The 21,908-nt window shown below is 48.8% G+C and carries 14 protein-coding genes and 1 pseudogene; 11 read left to right on the plus strand and 4 right to left on the minus strand.

The window, feature by feature from the left end:
- Nucleotides 1–49: 49 nt before the first annotated feature.
- On the minus strand, nt 50–2,137 hold the full coding sequence (locus RCO25_RS07475) for a hypothetical protein (RefSeq protein ID WP_308995512.1): 2,088 nt from the start codon (nt 2,135–2,137) through the stop codon (nt 50–52).
- Between the two features lie 296 nt (nt 2,138–2,433).
- Here RCO25_RS07475 and RCO25_RS07480 point away from each other — a divergent pair.
- The 3 genes and pseudogenes from RCO25_RS07480 to RCO25_RS07490 form a co-directional block, all read left to right on the plus strand.
- Nucleotides 2,434–2,553 (plus strand): annotated as a pseudogene (locus RCO25_RS07480) (VOC family protein); the annotation flags it as partial.
- A 243-nt stretch (nt 2,554–2,796) separates the two neighbouring features.
- Nucleotides 2,797–3,108, plus strand: coding sequence for a hypothetical protein (locus RCO25_RS07485; protein WP_308995513.1), 312 nt, complete (start codon nt 2,797–2,799; stop codon nt 3,106–3,108).
- Nucleotides 3,062–3,508, plus strand: coding sequence for an EAL domain-containing protein (locus RCO25_RS07490; RefSeq protein ID WP_308995514.1), 447 nt, complete (start codon nt 3,062–3,064; stop codon nt 3,506–3,508). Before RCO25_RS07485 ends, RCO25_RS07490 begins: the two co-directional genes overlap by 47 nt.
- A 17-nt stretch (nt 3,509–3,525) precedes the next feature.
- Here RCO25_RS07490 and lplA read toward each other — a convergent pair whose 3' ends face one another.
- Entirely contained in the window at nt 3,526–4,518 is a 993-nt protein-coding gene (lplA, locus tag RCO25_RS07495; protein ID WP_308995515.1) for a lipoate--protein ligase, read from the minus strand.
- 193 nt (nt 4,519–4,711) lie between these two features.
- On the opposite strand from lplA, the gene RCO25_RS07500 reads away from it, so the two are divergent.
- Nucleotides 4,712–5,269: an NUDIX domain-containing protein gene (locus RCO25_RS07500; protein ID WP_308995516.1), complete on the plus strand. Its 558-nt coding sequence runs from the start codon at nt 4,712–4,714 to the stop codon at nt 5,267–5,269.
- Between the two features lie 55 nt (nt 5,270–5,324).
- On the opposite strand, the gene RCO25_RS07505 is transcribed toward RCO25_RS07500, so the two are convergent.
- A complete protein-coding gene (locus tag RCO25_RS07505; RefSeq protein ID WP_308995517.1) occupies nt 5,325–6,656 on the minus strand; it encodes an ArsB/NhaD family transporter in 1,332 nt (443 codons plus the stop codon).
- Nucleotides 6,657–6,962: 306 nt separating this feature from the next.
- A complete protein-coding gene (locus RCO25_RS07510) occupies nt 6,963–7,880 on the minus strand; it encodes a helix-turn-helix domain-containing protein (protein ID WP_308995518.1) in 918 nt (305 codons plus the stop codon).
- Between the two features lie 133 nt (nt 7,881–8,013).
- On the opposite strand from RCO25_RS07510, the gene RCO25_RS07515 reads away from it, so the two are divergent.
- The 7 genes from RCO25_RS07515 to RCO25_RS07545 all read left to right on the plus strand — a co-directional run bounded on the left by RCO25_RS07515 (nt 8,014) and on the right by RCO25_RS07545 (nt 21,779).
- Nucleotides 8,014–9,075, plus strand: a complete 1,062-nt coding sequence (locus tag RCO25_RS07515) for a Gfo/Idh/MocA family protein (protein ID WP_308995519.1) — start codon at nt 8,014–8,016, stop codon at nt 9,073–9,075.
- Nucleotides 9,068–9,802: a ThuA domain-containing protein gene (locus RCO25_RS07520; RefSeq protein WP_308995520.1), complete on the plus strand. Its 735-nt coding sequence runs from the start codon at nt 9,068–9,070 to the stop codon at nt 9,800–9,802. Before RCO25_RS07515 ends, RCO25_RS07520 begins: the two co-directional genes overlap by 8 nt.
- 267 nt (nt 9,803–10,069) lie before the next feature.
- Entirely contained in the window at nt 10,070–11,392 is a 1,323-nt protein-coding gene (locus tag RCO25_RS07525) for an extracellular solute-binding protein (protein WP_308995521.1), read from the plus strand.
- 79 nt (nt 11,393–11,471) lie between these two features.
- On the plus strand, nt 11,472–12,431 hold the full coding sequence (locus RCO25_RS07530; protein WP_308995522.1) for a carbohydrate ABC transporter permease: 960 nt from the start codon (nt 11,472–11,474) through the stop codon (nt 12,429–12,431).
- A gap of 12 nt (nt 12,432–12,443) precedes the next feature.
- Nucleotides 12,444–13,277: a carbohydrate ABC transporter permease gene (locus tag RCO25_RS07535; RefSeq protein WP_308995523.1), complete on the plus strand. Its 834-nt coding sequence runs from the start codon at nt 12,444–12,446 to the stop codon at nt 13,275–13,277.
- A 27-nt stretch (nt 13,278–13,304) separates the two neighbouring features.
- Complete coding sequence (locus RCO25_RS07540; protein ID WP_308995524.1) at nt 13,305–15,086, plus strand: glycoside hydrolase family 66 protein; 1,782 nt, start codon at nt 13,305–13,307, stop codon at nt 15,084–15,086.
- Between the two features lie 180 nt (nt 15,087–15,266).
- A complete protein-coding gene (locus tag RCO25_RS07545) occupies nt 15,267–21,779 on the plus strand; it encodes a glycoside hydrolase family 66 protein (RefSeq protein ID WP_308995525.1) in 6,513 nt (2,170 codons plus the stop codon).
- The last annotated feature ends 129 nt before the right edge of the window (nt 21,780–21,908 follow it).

The following is a 21,908-nucleotide window of genomic DNA, read 5'->3' on the forward strand; positions in this document are numbered from 1 at the left end:
ATTTACGAACTGTAAATCTCGGCTTCTATCCTGACTGGAGAAGGAATTTTCAACGGGAAGCCCCGTTAAGGTGAACACTTTCTAATCCGGCATGTGCCGTCTTCATGATGTTGACCATATCCGCATACGGCTGATCCTGCTGATTGACCAGGCCAACGTTGTAGCTCTCGCCGTCCGGACGCCCGGTAACCGGCTGATCATAGTAGGAATACCAGCCTGAGCCGACAAACAGCGGATGCGCGGCCTGGCTTTCCGCAAAAGCTTGGTATGCCAATCCTCTTTCCTTTATGCTTGTTGTCACCGTAGCCGCACTGATATAGGAAAGACCGCGTTCGGACGAGCCGAATGAATGCTCCAGATTCAATAGGGGTTTTCCGTAACCTTCGTATCTGGAAATCCAGCTCGCGTTCCTTGAATAGCTGTCAACGGAAAAGACGTCTACAAAATCCATGGCCGCATGATCCCAATCCAAGCTGGTTCGCCAGGTAGGAACGATAGACGTGCCCAGGAAGAGATGGTTCGGATCGTATTTTTTAATAATGTCCCTGATCAAGGAATGGTAAGTTCTGGATGCCAGCCTGATATATTCCGATACATCGGCCGCGGGAACTTTGGCGATTTCGACCGGGATATCCTTCAAAGCGTCAAACGATGCAGCGTTCGTGCCCAGAACCTGATTGACCGCGGCGAGGTTGCCATTATATCTTGGCGCAAGAAAATCAACGAATGCGCTTTTCGCCGGTGAGGACGAAGAATAAGTCAGCACCTGTTTGACGATATCGGCATTCCAACCCGCTTCATTATCGTAGGTATAGCCGATCAACCACTTGCTGTATCTCGCATTTTGAAGCTGTGCCTTCAGCGCGTTCTCGATGATGGGCCCGCTCTGCGGATCAAAAACGTCGTACGTCCATTGTATCCTTCTCAAATTCGAGGGGTCTTGCAGCGATTGAATGTACGGAAATGTTATGTTTTTCGGTTTGGTCCACTTACTGAAGGTGTTAAAGCCCCACTGGATCAAACGCTTCTTCGTAATATCCTCCCATTTCGACTCAAATCCGCTTCCGTATTTTTTCATGACATTGGCGACGATGAAACTGACGTATTCGCCGCCCGCATCTCTGGTGTAGGCGGGAGCGTAAGCGGTACGATCGGGCAATTCCTCAAAAATTTGCTTGAGGGTGCCTTCCGGTTTCAGGATCGGCGTCTTATATCCGGACTCCCACAAACTTGTCGCATCCACTCCTTTAACAATAAAGGGATATCCGTCCGGCGTAATAAACCACCATTTTCCGTTAATTGTTTGAAGCCTGAAATACCCGGTGCTAGCTTGCTTTCCTAAGCTTTTCATGCCTCCATATTGATCATAACTTGTGGGATCCAGCGAAACGTTCGCCAAGGCAGCGGCCTCACTGGCATATTCCATCCGCAACTGAGCGTCGGTTGTAACCTTTCCGGGCCAGGTTTCGTTCATCCATTGACCGAACTTGTCCGCCAGCAGGGCCTCCTTCTTTAATTCAGCTTTCAATTCTTCCGCGGTAAGAGCGGGACTCGGCTTTTGCAATTCAACGCCCGTACCGATACCGCTATAAATCTCAACTTCCGTCAGCGGAATATGTTGATAGGCTTGGGTACGTCTAATGTTCAGTACGATAAATCTGGCCGTCTTGTCTGACATCGGAACGGTTACCGAATAGTTTAAGTCGGTACCCGTTCTTACGTGTCTGGTTGCAATGTAATAACCCGTCGCCGACTCGGGACGGTACTTTACGGTAATGTCCTTAAATCCCCAATATTTGTTGGGTGAATTCAAGACCACGCGGATCTGGTGCAAAGGGTAGTCCTTCAACAGATCAATTACTACGTTTACGGTTGAGTGAGAGGTTGCGCTACCCATCCAGCCTGCGTAAGCCGGGGTACCGTCGAACAAGACGCCGTCCGCCGAGGATATAACCCCAGACTCGTTCCAGTCGGGAGAGTTCCCTGCGTTCGGAACAGGGCTATGAATATAGTTTCCTGTCTTTAGCATAGTGTCTTCACCTCTAACTTTACCGATTGGGACAAAAACGGTTGTAACGACAAATGCCAATAAGAACGTCAAAATAGCGCTGCGATTAAACTTGGATTTTTTGTTCATATTTATGTAGAGCCTCCAGTTAGTGATACTCCCTATATCGTCATCTCGAACGGTTAATATTAGTGTTAAGTTTTTAAATTTTTTACGTGTAACACTGGAAGAGCTGTGAATGAGAAGCCAGCACCACTGAGTTAGCAGAATTGTTGCGGCCGTACCTCAATCACACGGGCATCACGGAAGCGATAATGACCATCATAATCCGAAGCACAAAAAGAAGAAGCACACCGTGTTCGATGTTTTCGATGAACGTTGCTAGAACTGCCGGACGAAAGAACAGTCTATGGACACTCGTACACCGCGGAAAGGGATTCATCACGGCTTCCGTTACAGATCCATTTGGTAACGTTCTTGGCATTATGTATAATTCTCACTATTTAGAGATGCTGAATTTCAGAATTCAGGGACGGAAAGAATAATTGAAATAGAAAAATTAGTAAATTCACACACCTATAGAATGCTTTAAACAACGGGCACGTTAGTTTTGCCGCGGCAGCTGCTCCCTGTTTTCATTGAACCAATTGGAGAATTCGTTTAACCAAAGGTTGGATAGGTAGCGAATTGCTGTGTTCCCTTTTATCATATTTCGATAGCCACCAATCGGCGGTTTTTTTGTATCAAAACAGGGGAAATTAACCTCAAAATGTTCCTGGAGGGCCCCGATGTTAAAAGTCATTCTTGCCACTTGCATACTGTTTTTCAATCAAACACCGCCGCTACATGAAGACAAAGTTATACAATTTGTAAATGAGCAATACGGAATAATTATTCGAGGTATATATTCGGAACATCGCGATTACATTAGTAATTTCACTGTTGCTTTTAATGGAAAACAGTCAGAAATTTTTCAGTGGCGTAGGAGCAAGGCTGGGATGATTAATGCTGTCGGTCAATGTCTCCTCAAGACAGTTCATGCAGCCGGATTTCGTGAACAAGGTGCAGCATATTTTACGCTCAAGCGGCTTGGTGCCTGATCGTTTATGCTTGGAAATAACCGAGAGTATGGTCGTCAACAATTTGAATGTAGCTAGAAAAATGTTGAATGAGCTTGTTGCGTTAGGCATTCACATCGCAATAGATGATTTTGGCACGGGCTATTCTTCGTTAAGCGTCTTGAGACAGCTGCCGATCGCTATTATAAAAATCGACCGTTCTTTTATTAATGACATGGACGCGTACAAAGACGGGCTTTCGATTGTGAAGACGATTGTATCCATGGGAAATGACCTGCGGAAGCAGGTTGTAGCCGAAGGCGTGGAAACGCTGGAGCAATGCGAGCAGCTGAAGGGTCTGGGCTGCGACAAGGCGCAGGGCTTTTATTATCACAAGCCCATTCCCCTAGCCGAACTTAATAAATTGCTTATAAAGAAGTAAAAGGGTTTGAGCGAAATTTAGATAAGCAGTTCCAGCCAATTTTCTTCCGTTACCGGGCCGAAATAAAACGGTAAATCAATGCCGGCGATCAGCTGCTTCAGCGCGGCGGCTTCATAGCGTGTACCAATGAGTTTAAGCGCAACCTCATTGCTGTCGCCACGTCCGAAGAAATCTCCGTATATGGCAGCGCCGGCGATCAGCCCTTCTTCAACCTGGAGACGGACATCAAATGTTCCTGCACCCTCGATCCGCTTCTTCTGCTGCACGTTAAAGGCAGGGGACCGGCCATAGTTCCATTCCCAGCTGCGGTATCGCTCATTCGCAAGCTTCTGCACCTTTGCCCAGTCTTCCCTGGTCAGCTCATAGAACGGAATTTCTTCGGACTGGCCGAAGATGGATTGAAGCAGCCTTTCCCGAAATTGCTCGATGGTCAGAGGTTCCTTCAAAAATTCAGCGATATTCGCAACGCGGCTGCGAATGGACTTCGTTGATTTCGATACGTACTTCTCGGCGTTGACCTTGAGCGCGGATACGACATTCTCAATCTCGGAATCAAACAGCAGCGTTCCGTGGCTGAACATCTTGCCCCGCGTCGAAAACTGTGCGTTGCCGGATATTTTTCGCTCGCCGACCTGAAGATCATTGCGGCCTGTCATTTCGGCATCGACGCCGAGCTCTTGAAGCGCGCGGACTACGGGCTCGGTGAATTTCTTGAAGTTATGAAAGGATTTTCCGTCGTCCTTCATAATAAAGCTAAAATTCAAGTTGCCTAAATCATGATAGACGGCCCCGCCCCCCGATAGCCTCCGAACGACGTGAATCCCGCTGCTCTCCACGTATTCCGCATTAATTTCTTCAACGGTGTTCTGATTTTTACCAATGATTATGGACGGCTCATTAATATAGAAAAGCAGATAATCATCGTCGTCAGGTAATGAACGCAATATATATTCCTCTAATGCCAAATTAAGTGACGGATCGGTAATGCCGTTATTGCTTACAAAGCGCATAAACGTATTCCTCCTGTGTGAATGCTCATATGGGCATTATACCTGCACGTGAAGCTGGTTTTCAAACCATGCCAAAGAAGCATTCGAGCGGAATGCTTCATGATCATCGTAATGGAACGTTTATGCTCTATGCAGCGGATGAAATAATTCGTATAATCTGATGAGACAAACGCTTAATACAGAGGTGAAACAGGTGGAAGCTAAATTTTGCATGGCATGCGGTGATGAGCTTGAAACCCGCGATGTAGACGGGACGATGAGAAGAGCATGCAGCAGCTGCAGCTTCGTTCATTGGGGCAATTACAGTATTGGTGTCGGAGCGCTTGTCGTCAAGGACGACAAAATTTTGCTCGTTCGCAGAGCACAGGAGCCGGGAAAAGGGAAATGGACTAATCCGGGCGGTTACATTGAGCAGCTTGAGGCGATACAAGATACGGTGCAAAGAGAAGTTTTCGAAGAATGCGGCGTGCAGGCTGTTGTCAAAAACGTAGTGGCCCTGCGTGACCAACCTAGAAGCATACATAATCTTTATGTGGCATTTGAAATGGAATTTGTGAGCGGAGAGCCTGTTCCGGATCAAGTAGAGGTGGATGCTGCCGGCTTCTTCACCTTGGAGGAGCTGACGTCCATGGACGTCGCAAGCTTTACGCAATGGCTTGTTGATGTCGCGTTTCATGGACGCTCGGAGGGTTTGCGGGTAGATTCGGCCCCGGTGGTTCCGCTTGCTGGTTATGGATTGTTCCGAGTATAAAAAGAGGATGACATCATGCGCGAGACCTCCCATTTGGAAGGTCTCTATTTTTTATTTAAAATATCCAACTTACCCAAAAGGACAATACGACTAATGTGAAAATGAGCGTAAGGGGAATGACGAATGCCGTTACCTTTATATATTGGCCCCAGGTGATCTCGACGCCTGCTTTCCGCACGATATGCATCCACATCAGGGTGGCGAGCGTACCGATTGGCAGTAGGAGCGAGCCAATATCGCTGCCAATGACACTAGCTAAATAAGCAATTTTCAAAGTTAAAGGATCGAGACCCATGCTCATTAGAGTCAGTGTTCCGACCATAAGAGCGGGATGATTGTTGAATAGATTGGACAGCACGCTGAGTAATCCGCCCATTAAGACGCTGGCATGCAGCAGGCTGCCGGAGACAAGAGGCTGCATGAGATGAATCAGCCAATCCGTTAAGCCGATGTTGTTCAGGCCGTAAATGATCACATACATGCAAAAGGCAAATATTAAAATATACCAAGGTGTTTTTTTGAGCATATCGGTGGGTGGAATTTTCAAGTAGATCCAACGCCAGCCGAGCAGAAGGGCAGATCCGATGACAGCCGTGGCAGGAACGGAAAAGTGGATATAGGAAGCGGCAAACAGGCTGATACGGACGAAGAATACGAAAATAAGAATATTGACCATGAAACGGTTGCGGTTTTCCTGCGGCACGGACTGCTGGAGCGGATGGCTTCCTGGAATAAGGCTCCACCTGGCAATTGGTGGAAGTTTTTTTGGGAGTATGCGATAGAAGGTCATAAATAGTAGGAAGGATAGGAGAAGGAGCCCAAGCGAAGCTGGCACGAACATCATTGCGGTATGCATGTAGAGGTCCATATGAACGATTTTTAAAGCGATGAGATTGACGATATTACTCACGCCGATAGGCGCGCTGGATGCCGTGGCAATTAATGCGCCGGATAATAGATAAGGGATTTTTTGAGCATTTTTGAGGCCCATATTTTTCAGCAATAATAATAGGATGGGTGTCGTAATTAAGATGCTTCCGTCATTGTTGACAAAGAGTGTCATTAGAAAACAGAATAGGTTCGTCAGCCAAAACAGGCGGATACCGGACCCTCGGGCTTTTTTGGTAATCAACTCGGCTGCCCAATAGAAGAATCCGAAGCTTTCGAGCACGATGGCCATGACGATGGTGGCGATAATGGTGACGGCGGCGCCGCTTATCGTTTCCGTAATTTGGCCGAGATCCTGCAGCGAGACACTGCCGCTGAGGAGAACGATGGCAGCGCCAACCGTTGCGGGTATCGCCTCATTGACATGCGGTCGCCAAAAGATGAAGCTGAGCGTGAATAGAAATGCGCAGACGGTCATTATGATCATTAGATCTTGCATGGTTTAACCTCTCCTTAAGGATGAAGCTCACTTATTCGTTATGCACAGCACTCCTTTTCTCAAGTAGGCTTAAAGCTGTTGGCAGGCTATGAGCCTTAAGAGTCCTTGCACCTCCATTCCTCTCATTTTTTATTAATAGCTTTGTAATGTAAGTATACGTGCGAGATAGAGCATACGTACTGGTTAATGTCCCTATCTCTATTAAAATCTGCTAGTGTCAATTGATGATGAATGCCTCCTAATGATAGATACCGAGAATGGATATTGACCTATAAAAAGGCCTCCGAACGACTTCCGTCCGGAGGCTTATTGCTCATTTCCCCTTACTCTTTTGTAATATTGCGTAGGGGAGATACCGACATATTTTTTGAATACTTTGCTGAAATGATAGGGATCGTTGATACCGATTAAATAGCCGATTTCGCCTATGCTCAGCGGTGTTGTCTCGATCAGCTCCTTCGCTTGGTTCACGCGTACCGTATTGATGTACCTGCTTATGGATTGGCCGGTCACCAGCCTGAAGGCACGATTCAAATAATCGTAATTGCCCTCAAACGCGAGCTCGATGTCATGCCCGGTTATTTTCTGCTGGTAGTTTTGATGAATATAATCAAGAAGTGCATTCACCTTAACAAATGATTTCGAGTGGAGGCGGTCATTACGCTTCAGCTCATCCATAAAATGCTCGCGTGACAGCTCGATGAGGAGCTGTATAAATCTTAAAGCGGGCAGGCTGCGATTATAATGCCTGCGCTTGTAGAGCTGCTGCATTTCATGCAAGGCATGCAGGACGAGGTTAAATCTTGTTTTGTCCGCAATCGTATGATGCTTGGGAAAATAGCATGCGAAAGGGTTAATCGTTGGAACGGACGGCGTATGCTCGATGAACGGCGACTGCTCATGCTCTACGATAAAATAGTGGGCAAGAGAAAGAATATTCTCCATGTGGACGGATTGGATATCCGGATGCTCGAAATGAATATAGTAATAATCGCATAAATGCTTTGCGGTGCCTTCATGGGTCATATTGGGCTCAAGGATAAGCATATCACCTTTGCGCAGCACATAATGCCGATCTTCTTCTTTAAGATGAAGCTCTCCGCTCCGGACAAAATAGAGCACGTATTCGTTAATATTGCGCTTAAAATGAATCCACGGGCTTTTGTAAGCAATGAACCCCAAAATTTTAAGGCGAGGCACCATATCCACGTTAATGGCCAGCAATTCCAATCTCTCCTTCCGCAGCTTAAAAAGTCGCTTTTGTACAAAAAGAGTCTTGATCCGACATTCCCGTTCATTCTAACACAAACTATACTAGGTTTGTAATTGAAGCGACTTTAGGGATGGGATGATGCGTATGAAGAAGCTGAAAATCGGCGTTATTGGGCTAGGCGGTATCGCGAACTTTCATATTGAGGGAATATTGGCAAGCGAGAGTGCAGAACTATGGGCGATTTGCGACTGTAATCCAGCAGCGCTTTTGGCCAAAGGAGAGGAACTGAATATTTCTCCTGAACGGCGTTATGAGGATCATTTGGAAATGTTAAAGGATCCGGAGCTGGACGCCGTTACAATCGGCACGCCAAACAGCAATCATTTTCAAATCGCGTTTGATGCCATTACGTATCGCAAGCCGTTTGCGCTGGAGAAACCAATTGCCCTTCATGCTAATGAAGCGAGTATATTGCGGGAAAAATTAGCGGGTGATCCCATCCCTCATATGGTTTGTTTCACGTATCGCTACAAGTCTGCGGTTCGGTATGCCAAGCATTTGATTGAGCAAGGAGCACTCGGCAAAATCAATCATGTATACAGCCAGTATTTACAAAGCTGGAGCATTAATGAGGAGATTCCGCTCTTTTGGCGTTTCCGTAAGGAACTGTCCGGATCGGGTGCGCTCGGTGATTTGGGCTCTCATATTTTGGATCTCAAACGCTTCCTCGTAGGAGAAACGGTCCGGGTCTTCGCCGATGCGGGAACGATTGTGAAGGAGCGCAGCCTGCTGAGCGGCGAGGGGAAAGGGCTTGTGGATGTAGATGATTTCTGTCATGTGCTGGCACGCTTCGAGGATGGCGCCTCCTCCTCCATGAGCATATCCCGGTTTGCTTTTGGCCGCGGAAATTATCAACAGGTCGAGATTTTCGGTACGCGGGGAGCTCTCGTCTACAACCTTGAAGAAGAGGACAGCCTTCACGTTAAGCTTGGCGAGGATCAAAAATTCCAAAAAATTGAAATTCCAGACGCGTTCGCAGCGAATCAAATGCAGTCTTTTTTTGATATGTTGAACGGCAGGGGAGATGGACTCGATGCCACCATCGAGGATGGTTACCGTAATCAAGTAACGCTGGATGCAATTATACAATCCTCTGTGGAAGAACGCTGGATTAGGATCGAACAGGAGGCTTCTAAAAATGGCTGATCATATAAAAGTGACGGTTTGGAACGAATATCGGCATGAAAAGCAAAACGAACGGGTTGCAAGCATTTATCCCGAGGGTATCCATAACGCCATAGGCGGATACTTGAAGACAGTGGACGGCTTTGAGGTGAAGACTGCTGTCCTTGATGAGCCTGAGCACGGATTAACTGACGATGTGCTGAGCAATACGGATGTCCTTATCTGGTGGGGACATCTGGCTCACGCGGAGGTGCGGGATGATATTGTCGAGAAGGTACGCGCACGCGTCATGGAAGGCATGGGGCTTATCGTTCTGCACTCCGGCCATGGCTCCAAAATATTCGAGCGTCTGCTCGGAACGAAAACGGGCGATCTCAAATGGCGAGACGACGGTGAGAAAGAGCGGATTTGGGTCATTGAGCACGGCCATCCGATTGCTGACGGCCTAAATGATTATATTGAAATTCCAATGGAAGAAATGTATGGCGAGCGCTTTGATATTCCGGCTCCCGATGAGCTGGTGTTCATCTCGTGGTTCGAGGGCGGGGAAGTGTTTCGAAGCGGCTGCTGCTATCGAAGAGGGAAAGGAAAGCTGTTTTATTTCCGTCCCGGACATGAGACATTCCCGATCTACCATCATCAAGATGTCCTGCGCGTCATTGCGAACAGCGTGAAATGGGCAGCTCCCGTTCAAGGAGCCCAAATATCATTAGGGAGGGTAGCGCCTCTCGAGGCGATTAGAAAGTAAAATGACGGCATAGGCGATTTGCGGAAATCATGAGTAAACCGGATTATCTATTATGAAGCGAGAGTGTTTATGCTTGCTTAACCGTGCAAAAAGGTGTCTTATTTTTCTGGATTTACAGAAAAATAAGACACCTTTTTTTTCGTTCCAATCGTTTAACAATAAAAAAGGAGTAAAATACGACACCATCATCGCAATGAAAACGGTTTCTTGGCGAACCCGTTATCCGCATAATGAAGGAGCAGCACAAATAAAAGGAGGGTCAAAGACATGAAATGGTACAAATCAATTTCTTATGGGGTTCTAGCAGCTGTGATGGCTTTTACGATTACGGCTTGCTCAGGCGGCAATAACGCACCTGCAAATAACGGAGTTAATGCTCCGGCAAATGAAAGCGGTAACGCTCCGGCGGCTGACGGCAAGAAAGTGTCGATCGAGTACTGGCATACCTACAGCGACCAAGAGGAGAAGGTGCTCACGGAAGAGATTAAGCCTCTCTTTGAGAAAGAAAATCCGGGTATCGAGCTGAAGCTGACGAGAATGCCTTATGAGGGCTTGAAAGAGCAGGTTATTGCCGGGGTAGCGGGCGATGCAGCACCTGATCTCATGCGTATGGACATTATCTGGGTTCCTGAATTCGCAAAAATGGGAGCGCTTCAAGATATCAGCAAGAACGATGGCTTTGATGAATTGAAAGCCAATATGTTCGAAGCGCCGATGGAAACGAATGCCTATAACGGCGGCTACTATGGCGTACCGGTTAACACGAATACAAAAATCGCGATTTACAACAAAGCGGTATTGGATGAAATCGGAGTAAAAGAAGCTCCAGCGACAATGGATGAGCTTGTAGCTGCTGCGAAGCTAGCCGTCGCAAAAGGCAAGCCAGGCGGCATTAGCATCGGCGGAGCAAACGTATGGGCAGCATCTCCATACTTCTGGAGCCTTGGCGGGTCTTTAACGAACGAGGATTATACAAAGGTAGAAGGCTATCTGAACAGCCCGGAGAGCGTAAAGGCACTTGAAACCATCGTGCAATGGAACAAAGAAGGAATTGTAACGCCTACGATTCTCGGCGGCGAGCCAGGCGCTTGGGACGGCATGAAAAACAATGAGTACATGATGATTGATGACGGGCCTTGGTTCTACAGCATTCTTATGAACGAAGCAGAATCCGCATTCAAGCCGCTCGAGCAAACGGTTCGCGGCTTGATTCCGGCAGGCGCGGGCGGCAGCCGTTCCGTTGTAGGCGGCGAGGATCTTGTTATCTTTACAAATTCAAAGCACCCGCAAGAAGCCTGGACATTCGCGAAATGGATGCTTGGCGACGAGCCGCAGAAGATTATGAGCAAGCTTGGTCTTATCCCTACGAACAAAAATGCAGCAAACGACCCTGCATTCCTTGCGCAGCCATTCGTTGCCGAGTACGTGAAACAGCTTGAAACGGCATTGCCGCGTACACCGATTCCGCAATACGGCGAAATGGAAGGCATCGTTAACCTTGCTTTTGAGAAAGCGATTCGCGGAGAACTTGAGCCCAAAGCGGCGCTTGACGAAGCAGCCAAAAACATTGAAGCCATTTTAACGAAGTAAACATTATACCGAGGCCTTCTTCCTTTTATCTTTATTGGAAGGAGGCCTCCCAAATGAAAGATTGGGAAGGAGCATGAACATGTCTATACCAGTGGCGGGACAACCGGAACCCAGGCAGAAGCCTCGGGCGGGTTTGCAGTTAAAAAAGGGCATGCAGCAGTGGATCAAGGTGCTGCCTTTTATCTTCCTCGGCGTTGTGGGTACGGCTGTATTCGTCATTTACCCGATGATTAAAAACATCATCATCAGCTTCCAGGATTACAGTATCATGCCGAATGCGGAAAATCCTTTTGTCGGATTCGAGAACTACGTTACGGCTTTTACCGATCCAAATAATAAGGTACTGATGGCCATTCGCAATACATTTTTGAACGTCGCGGTAACCGTGCCGATCAACTGGTTCCTCGCGATCATCTTTGCCGTACTGATCAATTTGCACTTCGTGAAGCACAAGATCGTGTTCCGAACGGTGTATTACCTGCCGATCATCACCTCTTGGATCGTTGTAGCGTTTCTGTTCCGCTTCTTGTTTGCCGGAGGCGAATACGGCCTAATCAATTTTATTTTCTATAAGCAGCTTGGCCTATTCCATGAACCGATCAACTTTCTCTCGAATTATTGGTCAGCTATGATCGTCATTTGGTTATTTCATATTTGGAAAACAGTAGGCTGGGGCGTCGTGATTTATTTGGCAGCGCTGCAGGGCATTTCGAAGGAATATTACGAAGCGGCATCTATCGACGGCGCGAACGGCACGAGACAGTTTTGGAGCATCACGGTACCGATGCTGGGACCGGTAACCGCATTCGTCATTATTAACCTGGTAAACGGCGCATTTAACTTTTTCCCGCAGGTTTACTTCATTACACGCGGCGGTCCGATGGATCAGACGCAAACGCTTCCGAGCCTTATGTATTTGCAGGCATTTAAGAACTTTAACTTTGGTTATGCATCCGCGGTCGCTGTCATGATGGGAATTGCAGTGTTTCTGCTGACGTATTCCCAGATGAAAAAATTCGGCAACCAGCGGTTTTTGTAGGAGGGGGACGCAATGAAAACGAAATGGCATCTTCAGCTTCTGGTCTACAGCATTATCGTGCTTGGAGCATTGGCTTTCCTATTCCCCTTCGTATATATGATAATGACCAGCTTTATCAAGGGAGCGTATTCACTGCCAAGGCCTAAGGAAGTATTTTCAGTGGTACCCAATCTTTACAACTATCAGCTCGTATGGGGCAAAAACAACTTTGCGAGGTACTTTCTAAACAGCTCGCTCGTTACGCTCGTATCGATGGCGGGAAGCCTGTTTCTCGGCTGCTTGACCGCATACGGCTTTGCCAGGTTCACGTTCCCGGGCAAGGAATTTCTGTTCCGAATGTTTCTGCTTACGATGATGATTCCCGGCGTGATCAACATTATTCCGCAGTTCCTGATCATCAAATCATTCGGTCTGGTTAACACGTACTGGGGCCTATGGTTGATTTATATCGGCGGCGGCGTCGTCGGAAGCACGTTTTTTCTACGCGGCTTCTTCCAGAGCATTCCGAAGGAATACGAGGAGTCCGTGCTGATCGACGGCGGCGGCAATTGGCGCATTTTCTGGAATATTTACCTGCCGCAATCAATGCCGGCTATCGCGACGCTTGCGGTTCTATCCTTCCAAGGGACATGGGAAGAGTATTTTACGGCGCTCGTTATTATTAAAGACGAGGCGCTGCGCACGCTGCCGGTCGCGCTGCTTATGTTTAACGACAAGTATGCAACAAACTATTCTTGGGTATTTGCAGCATCCATTATCGCGCTTATACCGACCGTGCTGCTCTATATTGTTTTCCAGAAGAGATTCGTACAGGGCGGCTTTAACGAGGGCGGAGTAAAAGGATAACTAGACGACTTGGGAAGGAAAGATGTCGTGATACACCAAAAAGTAAAGTCGACTGCGCTTGCAGCGATGAGCTGCCTGCTTATTTTGGCAGCAGGCTGCAGCAAAGAGAGGGAGATTGCGGCAGAATCGGTGGTCAGCCAAGGCATTATGAGCGGACTGTCCACCGACAAAGCGGCTTATCGTCCCGGCGAGAAAGTTAGCTTTAAGCTCGATTTGAGCACGGCGGAGCCGAAAGCGAAGGTCATCGTCCAGTATCGTCATCTCGGTGAGATAGTCAGCGAGCAGGAGCTAAAGGCCGAGGGCGAACAAATCGCTTGGAGCTGGACGCCTCCGCAGGAAGACGGCAAGGGTTATATGGCTGAAGTATTCTTAACGGCTAAGGGAGAGATTAAGGATCATCAGAACATAGCGGTCGATGTATCCGCCGACTGGAGCAAGTTCCCGCGATACGGTTATTTAGCCGATTTCCACAAGATGGGCGAGGAAGAATTAGCGGCCGTCATTGAACGGCTGAATCGCTTCCACATTAACGGCATCCAATTTTATGATTGGCAATATAAGCATCATGATCCGCTAAAAATGGATGGAAACAAACCGGCTTCAGTGTGGCCGGATATTGCAAACCGCGAGGTCTCTTACGATACGATTAAAGGTTATATCGACCTCGCGCACAGCAAGAACATGATGGCGATGAACTATAACTTGCTGTTCGGCGCCTATGAGGGCGCGGAAGCGGACGGCGTGAAGAAAGAGTGGGCGCTGTACAAGGACCCCGCGCAAACGAATCAGGATAAACATCCGCTGCCAGACAGCTGGGCCAGCGACATTATGTTGTATGACCCAAACAATACGGAGTGGCAGAACTATTTGATTAATAAAGAAATCGACGTATTTAAGCAGCTTCCGTTTGATGGCTGGCATGTCGACCAATTGGGCGATCGCGGCTCGTTGTGGAATGCCAAGGGAGAAAGCGCGAAGCTGGCGCAAGGTTACGTGTCCTTCCTGAAAGCAGCTAAGGAGAAGCTGGATGTCGACTATGTGATGAACGCGGTTGGACAGTATGGGCAGGCCTTTATGGCGCCTCAGGCTCCGCTCGAGTTCCTTTATACAGAAGTATGGGACGGGCATCCGAAGTATGGAAACCTGAAGGATATCATCGACCAGAACAGCAAATATAGCAAAAACAAGTTAAATACGGTGCTTGCAGCTTATATGAACTATGATTTGGCTAACGCGAGCGGAGAGTTTAATACGCCGGGCGTTCTGCTTACGGATGCCGTTATTTTTGCCTCGGGCGGCTCTCACTTAGAGCTAGGCGAGAACATGCTTGCCAAAGAGTATTTTCCGAATAAAAATCTTGCGATTCCAGCAGAGCTCGAGGAACAGCTTACCCGCTATTACGACTTCCTTGTCGCGTACCAAAACATTTTGCGGGATGGACTTGAAGAAACGGAAGCCGTCGTCTCCGGCACGGGAGCAACATCCGTTAGCGCAGATCCAGAGCAAGGCAAGATCTGGTCCTTTGCGAAGCACAAGAACGGAAGCGACATCGTTCATTTCATTAATTTCTCGGATGCGAAGACAATGAATTGGAACGACAGCAAAGGTGAGCAGGCGACGCCGGCAGAGCGCGAGGATGTAGAGATTTCTATTCAAACGGACCGCGAGGCAGCCAGCATAATGTTCGCTTCGCCGGACTACTATAACGGCTCGCCCGTTAAGCTGAGCTTTGAGCAGAAGGACGGCAAGATCACGCTTAAGCTTCCAAGCCTGAAGTACTGGGATCTTCTCATGATCGATTACAAATAGAACAGCAAGAGATAGGCAGACAAACCAGAGCGATACGAAAGGACATTTTCGTTCGCTTTGGTTTTTATGCAAGCCTGAAAGCGCTTGCCTATTGGTTGGCATACTTACAGCTTAGATTCCGGCACCAAGAATTTAGGGATTGCGTCTACATTTTAAAACCCATTAAAAAGGAGATTTGGAATGCCGAAATTTAAACGTTCATTGACGCGAAAGTTTTTTATGATGTCCTTTTCTTGTTTGATCCTGCTTGGGCCTTCGCTGTCTGCTGCTGGCACACCGTACGTCGTTCATGCTGAGGTATCCAACCAGCAGGCGGCCATTCCTGCCGAACCGATTCAGAAAATGACGATTGGCAAAGCGAGATATTCGCCGGGCGAAAAAGCGGAATTTACGCTCTCCTTCAACGAGACGGCAAATTTTGGCGGCAAGCTTGTTCTTGAATTTTATCTCGTTAATCAGTTAGCAGGAAAGGTTACCCGCGACATTACGGTGCTGCAGGGCGCGGGCTCTGACCTTACCGTATCGTGGCAGCCGCCCCAAACTGATTTCCGCGGATATGTGGTGAAGGCTTATATGGATGGCCGTTCAAACGATTTCAAAACGGCGGCTGTCGATGTATCAAGCGATTGGACGCATTTTCCGCGCTATGGCTATACATCAGACTTTCCAAGCGAGACCGCCGAGGAGAGCGAAGCGAAGATCAAGCAGCTGTCTCAGGATTATTATTTGAACGGCTATCAGTTTTATGACTGGATGTGGCGGCATGACGTGTCCGTATACTCTCAAACGGATGCAAACGGAAAACCGCTAAAGGATGCGGACGGCAATTTTATTTCTGCTCCTTATGATGCAAGCACCTCCTACGCGGATCTGCTCGGCCGGCATCTGTACCCGATAGCGGTCAAGCAGCAGGTAGAAGCCGCTCAAAAATACGGCTCGGCCGCGATGGCTTACCAGATGAACTATGCGGCCCGGGAAAATTACGAGGATTTCGGCGTGAAACGGGAATGGGGATTATTCAATAAAAATGCAGTATTCCCGAATCCAGATCCGCTAAAATACCAGAACGGCTTTTATTTCGACTGGGTTCCTTCATCCTTGTATTTGCAGGACCCGGGCAACCCGGAGTGGCAGTCCTATATTACCGAAGAGTACAACCGCTCCGTCAATGAATTTGGATTTGACGGCATCCACTTGGACCAATGGGGCGCTGCGGACAATGATTTCCTGTACGATTATGAAGGAAACGAACGCTTTTACTCTAGAAGCTATGACGAGCTCGTTAATGCCGTTAAGGACTCTTTAACGGTAAACAACGCGAAGAAAAACCATGTTGCGTTCAACATGGTCGGCGGCAACGCGGGGTATTCCGAGGTTCCGGATCCGGATACGAAGACGGACTTTGATTACAGCGAGCTTTGGACGGATAAAGACAATTACCGCGATATCAAGAAGGTCATCGAGGATACGAGGGCAGCAAACGGCGGCAAGGCGATGGTCATCGCAGGCTATATGAACTACAAGCAGGCGGTGGGCGATACGGTTGCGGCTGCCGATATTCCGAATGTAGCTAAGACGGTAGAATTCCTATCCCGCCTGAATAAATCGGCAGGGTGGGTAGGTGATTTCGGCAAAAAAGACGAGGACCAAATCATTTGGACAATCAACGCCGAAACGGCGGGAAGCTATGATTTGACCTTGAAATACGGACATGATAACGGCTCTGGAAGCCCGATCGGCAGATTGACCGTTAACGGACAAACCGTGGAAACGCCGGTAAATTTCGACGAGAAGACGGGCTGGGGCAATCCGATCGCAGAGAAGACGGTGCAGGCTGATCTTCAGGCAGGCGAGAACAAAATCATGCTTCAGTTAAATACGAATGACTTGTGGCTGAACGTAGACAGCCTTACCGTAGCCGGGCAAGGAATCGAGAAGGAATACGAGGCGGAATACGCCGAGCTGATCAGCTCGAAGGTGGATAAGTACGGCCATGTCTATTTCTTTGAAACCGAAGGCGATTATGTCACGTTTCATGTGGAGGCCAAAGAAAGCGGGATTTATCCGATACAATTCGGTTACAGTGCCGGAACAGCGAATATTACAAGGGACTTAGTCGTTAACGGGGCACTCATTCGGGAAGACGCTGCTTTTGCAAAAACAGGAAATTGGGATTCGTTCAAGAGCAGCGGCGCTTTCGAAGTTCCTCTTCAAGCAGGAGACAATACGGTCACGCTCAAGCTTAACGGCGAGACGGATACGGGAATGAAGCTTGATTATTTGCAAGCAGGCGGCGAACGCTACGAAGCCGAGAAGGCGGAATTTGGCTGGAAGCCGGCAAAAGCCGCACAAATAGAAAGGCATGAGGGCAAGGCTGCCGGCGCTTATGTAACCCATCTTAATAATGCGCAGGATTCGGTAGAGTTCGAAGTGGATGCCGCTGAAGCGGGTATCCAAACGATTGTATTCCAATATGCGAGCGACAATTCGCCTGAAGCAGAGCTTTACGTTAACGATGTGCTGCAGCCTGCTCTAACGTTCCCGGACACGAATGGCTGGGGCATAGACGGCAAGTGGGCATGGCGCACGGCCTCGATTCCGGTAAACGCAGGAACGAATACCGTTCGGCTCGCGCTTGCCTCAAGCGGGCAATTTATGAATTTGGATGGAATGATGACGAGCAGCGATATGATCTTGATGGACGATGCTGAGAGGGTCGAACTCTCGGGCGGCATAACCGCAGGCGGCGCAGGCAATACCGTCAAAACAGATAATCATAACGGCGCTGCGGATAAGTCCGTGAAGGTAAAGGTGAACGCTCCATCAGCAGGCGATTATAAGCTGGGCTTATGGTACCGTTCCGGCACGGACAACACACACGCAGACATTACGGTCGGACAGACGGCATACAAGCTGGCGCTTTCGAATAATAACTGGTTTAACAATGACTGGTGGGGCTTAGCTGAAACCGAAGTCCATTTGGATGCGGGTGAGAATACGGTTACCGTTAAGCTCGATAACGAATCTACGTATATCAATTTACACGCGGTATCTTACGGCATGAAGCTGGAAGCGGAAGGCACCGAAACAAGAACGAACGGTGTGACCAAGGGAGCGCAGTGGCTCGATGATTTCGGCCAAGCTGGAGACAGCCTCTCCTGGAGCAATAGCCAAACGGGCGACCAAGAGGTACCGGTCACCATTACGTACCGTGCGGAGGAGGATTTAGCCTACGCGCTCAAGGTACACGGCATTGTGCATCCCATCGTATTTGAAGGCACATCGGGTGAATGGAAGCCGTATACGCTGAGCGTATCGCTTTTGTCTCGCGAGAACGAGTTCAAGCTGCTCCCGCTGATGAATCAAGATCATTCGATTCAGGTGGACCGCGTGAAAGTAGGAGCAGACGAGCGGGAAGCCGAGCACAGCTCGGTTCAGAAAGCAGGCTCCGCTTCCGTCGCTGCCGACAACGAGGAAATCGGCTACTTGGGCAGCTTTAAGCAAAAAGGCGATTTTTTAAAGCTGACGCTCGGTGCTGTCGCAGCAAGCAAGTCCTATGATATGAAAGTGTATTACCGCAATGCGGGCGAGGCAGCAGCTCGAAGCATTTATGTAAACGGGAAGAAAGCAGGTGCTTTTACGTTCTTAAACACGGGCGAGGAATGGTCGTTTATTACGGTACCAACCTATTTATCGAGCAGTCAGGCCGCAAACACGGTGCTCATGAAAATGGAACAGGAGACGGAGCCGGAAGGCATTGCAATCGACCGGGTCGAGCTGGACGGCGTTGCCTATGAAGCGGAAGCGGCAGAACTGGGCTGGGAGCCCGTCGTTGCAAAGACAGGCGGAGTAACCTATACATTAGGCAAAACCGACGATCACGGTAAAGCCGGCCAAACCGTCATTTTCAACGTAAACATGGAGCAAGCGGCCGAGGAGCTGGTCTTCAAGTATAGATCGGGTAATAATCCTGCCTTCGATATCCTTGTCGACGGTGAAGAGGTCGCGAGTGATATTGTATTTGGCGCTACGCCCGGGGGCTGGGACGGCGGCATGGCTGACAAAGCGATCGCGGCTCCGCTCTCAGCCGGCGAGCATACCATTGCGCTCGTCGTCGCCTCGGACGGACAATATATTAATTTGGATAGTCTCGCTGCCGGAGGCGTGGAGTATGAAGCAGAGGCGGCCGAGTATGCTCCGGCAGCCCATGGCATAAAGACGACAACCGGAACGGTGTCTGGCTTTGGCGATGAGAATGACTTCCTGACCTTTGATTTAAATCTGAAAGAAGCAAAGGAGCTGGCGCTTGAAATCAGCTATAAGAATGCAGCTGTTTCAAAGCAGTCCGCTGTAAGAGCTTTGTATATCAATGATGTAAAGCAAACGGAGCTTAACTTTGGCTATACCGGTGATACATGGTCAACGCTAGCTGTGCCGGCGGTTAACTTGGCTGAAGGCACGAACAAAATCAAGCTTGTGCTTGAGGAAAAAGACGACGAGGGAATTGAGCTGGATTACCTGCTTGCTGGCGACAGAAGGCTGGATGCGGAGAAAGCGGATTCGACGCCTGCTCTCGTTATTTATAAGGATTTACTGCTTAACTTCGGCCACACGGGCGACGAAGCGGCATTCCCGATCGAGGTGGAGCAAGCCGGCGAAACCTCATTGATTTTCACATATTCAAATGAGGGCTCTACGGCGACCAAGACGTTATACATTGACGATGAGCCCGTTCTTGATGAGAAGGGCAAGCCGGTTCAAATTCATTTTACGCCAACGTCCAATCGGGATACGTTCAACGAGGATGTATACTTTATCGTTCCTTATCTGAGCGAGGGTAAGCATACCGTCACGCTTAAGCATGAAGCGACGGATAAAGGCACGATCATCATGCGCAGCCTGACTTTAGGTTTTTTCAATGAACCGTCTGTTCGATTGATGGATGCAGCGCTTGCCGCGATGGGTGCGACGCATATTGAGCTTGGCACGGCGGAATCCATGGAAGAAGGGCCGAACATGCTGGCGCATGAATATTACCCGAATCGCAGTAAGAAGATGAAGGCTTCGCTGAAAGAGTCGATGAAGGAATATTACAAGTTTATTACGGCCTACGAGAACCTATTGTTTGACAGCAAAGAGGATGCTGGCAGGAAGATAACCATCACGGCAGCAAACGGCTCAGAAATCAAGACGAGCAAGGATGGGGCGGCGAATACGCTTATGGCGATCGCTCGCGATAACAGCGGGAACAAGGGCTTTGAGCAGTACGATACCATTCAATTGGTTAACCTGCTTAATAATGATGAGAACTGGAGAAATGCGGCTGCCGAGCCGGAACAGCTCAAGGCGCTCAAGGTTACCTATGGACTGGGGTTAAATCAATCGGATGCTCCGAATCTTAAAGTGTATTCGGCTACTCCCGACCGGAACGGCGGGATGTTCGAGGAATTAAGTTATACATGGAACGGTACGGATCTCATCATTTCAATACCGTCCATGACCTATTGGAATATGATTATTATTGATCAGGAGGGTAACGGCTCGAAGGAGGAGATTCCGTCCTCAGTCGGAGGCTCACTGCCTAGCGGCACGAACGAGAGAATCGTAACGGAGGCGGAGCTGACAGCCGAAGGCAAACAAGCGGCGGTTACACTTCAAGCCGGGGAGGATACAATTCTGCTGCCGGCCGATGCGATTGCGGGACTAGGTAAACGAACGCTTGAAATAACGAAAGGGACAGCGAAGCTGACCTTTCCGGCAGCGTTGCTCGCACAAGCGAAAGAGAAGGTTCCGGGAGGCCAAGCTAAGTATGTGGCTATTTCCATGAAGGAAGCAGCTGCTTCGGTGAAGCAGAAAATGACAGAAGCGCTTCAGAAGGTGAAGGGACTTGAGGCTAAAGCGGCTGGCAGCGTGTTCGCCTTCGAGATCGGGGTCATTCATTCGGAAGGAACAACCTATTTGAAGGAACACTTTAAGCAGCCTGTTAAGCTGGATATCGAGCTCGAGCAAGGCGCGGACGCAGAGCTCGCAGGTATTTATTACTATAATGAAGGTACATCGGAATGGATGTACATGGGTGGAACCATTGCAGGCAGTGGTCGCTCGCTGCATGCCGCATTATCCCATTTCAGTATCTACGCACCGCTTGTTTGGAATCAAGCCTATGAGGATGTTAATGCCGCACATTGGGCAAATCAGGCGATCAAGATGCTTACGGCAAAGCATATCGTTGGCGGAAAAGGCAACGGCAGATTCGAACCCTCCGCAGCGATAACTAGAGCGGAACTCGCAGCTTTGCTATCTCGCGCTTATGGGTTGAGTGCCTCCGCCGATGCTGGTTTTAAAGATGTGAAAGCATCGGAATGGTATGCGGAAGCAGTGAGCGCCGTATATGAGAAGGGCTGGATGGCCGGCAAAGGAGCAGGCACATTTGCTCCGCAAGCCGCGATCACACGAGAGGAGCTGGCGGTAATCGTTGCCCGCATCTTCTCGGAGGAAGAGGCATCGCAGCAAGGAAACGGCAGCCAATCATTCACGGATGCCGCGCAGACGGCTCCTTGGGCAAAGCAAGCCGTGGAGCATGTCATTGAAAATGGGTTTATGAATGGAATAGGCGATGGACGTTTTGCGCCAAAACGGACAACAAGCCGCGCGGAAACCGCGTTGCTGCTCTATCGGCTTTTGAAAGTATAACTAAGGTAACGGAAGTGATGCAGCGCAGCCGAGTCGGCTGCGCTGCTCGGCTTTCGAATTTGCTGGGCATTCTATTTAAAACACGATAAATTAGGTAAACTATTAGTATCTCTTCTAGCAAGGTGGGCA

The organism is Paenibacillus sp. LHD-38, assembly GCF_031157315.1.
Taxonomy (GTDB): domain Bacteria; phylum Bacillota; class Bacilli; order Paenibacillales; family Paenibacillaceae; genus Pristimantibacillus.